Genomic DNA, 1,746 nt, shown 5'->3' with positions numbered 1-1,746 from the left:
TGATCTCGCAGATGGCGGCGCCGGAGGTGAGGGAGGCGCCGACTTCGGCGGCCAGGCCCTTGACGGTGCCGGAGCGGTGGGCGTTGAGGGGCTGTTCCATCTTCATGGCCTCCAGGACGACGATCAGATCGCCTTCCTTGACCTCCTGGCCCTCCTCGACCGCGACCTTCACGATCGTTCCCTGCATCGGGGAGGCGAGGGTGTCTCCGGAGGCGGTCGGGCCGGACTTCTTCGCCGCCCGCCGCTTCGGCTTCGCGCCGGCCGCGAGCCCGGTGCGGGCCAGCGTCATGCCGAGCGAGGACGGCAGGGAGACTTCGAGGCGCTTGCCGCCGACCTCGACGACGATCGTCTCCCGGCCGGTCTCGTCCTCCTCCGCGTCGCTGCCCGCGGGCGCGAACGGCGGGATCTCGTTGACGAACTCGGTCTCGATCCACCGGGTGTGAACCGTGAACGGGTCCGCGGTGAAGGCGGGGTCGACCACGACGGCCTGGTGGAAGGGGATGGCGGTGGCCATGCCCTCGATCTTGAACTCCGCCAGCGCCCGAGCCGCCCGCTGCAACGCCTGCTCACGGCTGGCGCCGGTGACGATCAGCTTCGCCAGCAGCGAGTCCCAGGCTGGGCCGATCACGGAGCCGGACTCCACGCCCGCGTCCAGACGGACACCCGGGCCCGACGGCGCCGCGAACGTGGTCACCGTGCCGGGGGCGGGCAGGAAACCGCGGCCGGGGTCTTCGCCGTTGATACGGAACTCGAAGGAGTGACCGCGCACCGCGGGGTCTCCGTAGCCGAGTTCCTCGCCGTCGGCGATCCGGAACATCTCGCGGACGAGGTCGATGCCGGTGACCTCTTCGGTGACCGGGTGCTCGACCTGGAGACGGGTGTTGACCTCCAGGAAGGAGATCGTGCCGTCGGTGCCGACGAGGAACTCGACCGTTCCGGCGCCGACGTAGCCGGCCTCCTTCAGGATCGCCTTCGACGCCGTATACAGCTGCTCGTTCTGCGCCTTCGACAGGAACGGCGCGGGGGCCTCCTCCACCAGCTTCTGGTGCCGGCGCTGCAGCGAGCAGTCACGGGTGGAGACCACGACCACGTTGCCGTGGGTGTCGGCCAGGCACTGGGTTTCGACGTGCCGGGGCTTGTCGAGATAGCGCTCGACGAAGCACTCGCCCCGCCCGAACGCCGCGACCGCCTCACGGACCGCGGAGTCGTACAGCTCGGGGACTTCTTCCAGGGTGCGGGCGACCTTCAGCCCGCGCCCGCCGCCACCGAACGCGGCCTTGATCGCGATCGGCAGACCATGCTCCCGCGCGAACGCCACGACCTCGTCCGCACCCGAGACCGGGTCGGGCGTGCCCGCGACCAGCGGGGCACCGGCCCGCTGCGCGATGTGCCGGGCGGCGACCTTGTCACCGAGATCACGGATGGCCTGCGGCGGCGGGCCGATCCAGGTCAGACCGGCATCCAGGACGGCCTGGGCGAAGTCGGCGTTCTCGGAGAGGAAGCCGTAACCCGGGTGGATCGCGTCCGCACCCGAATCCTTCGCCGCCTGCAGCACCTTGACCATGTCGAGATAGGACGCGGCCGGGGTGTCACCGCCCAGAGCGAACGCCTCGTCGGCCGCGCGGACATGCGACGCGTCCCGGTCCGGCTCGGCGTAGACGGCTACGCTCGCGATCCCGGCATCCCGGCACGCCCGGGCGACGCGGACAGCGATTTCGCCACGGTTGGCGATGAGCACCTTGCGCA

General features: G+C 70.8%; 1 protein-coding gene. It reads right to left on the bottom strand.

Annotated elements, in window-relative coordinates; translation table 11 throughout:
* On the bottom strand, positions 1 to 1,746 hold a 1,746-nt coding region (locus Q5762_RS36680), incomplete at both ends, for a biotin carboxylase N-terminal domain-containing protein (protein WP_315896658.1).

Source organism: Streptomyces sp. P9(2023) (genome assembly GCF_032436795.1).
In the GTDB taxonomy this organism is placed as follows: Bacteria; Actinomycetota; Actinomycetes; order Streptomycetales; family Streptomycetaceae; genus Streptomyces.
Note: the sequence above shows the minus strand (reverse complement) of the source record. Positions and strands in the feature narration are given on the sequence as shown.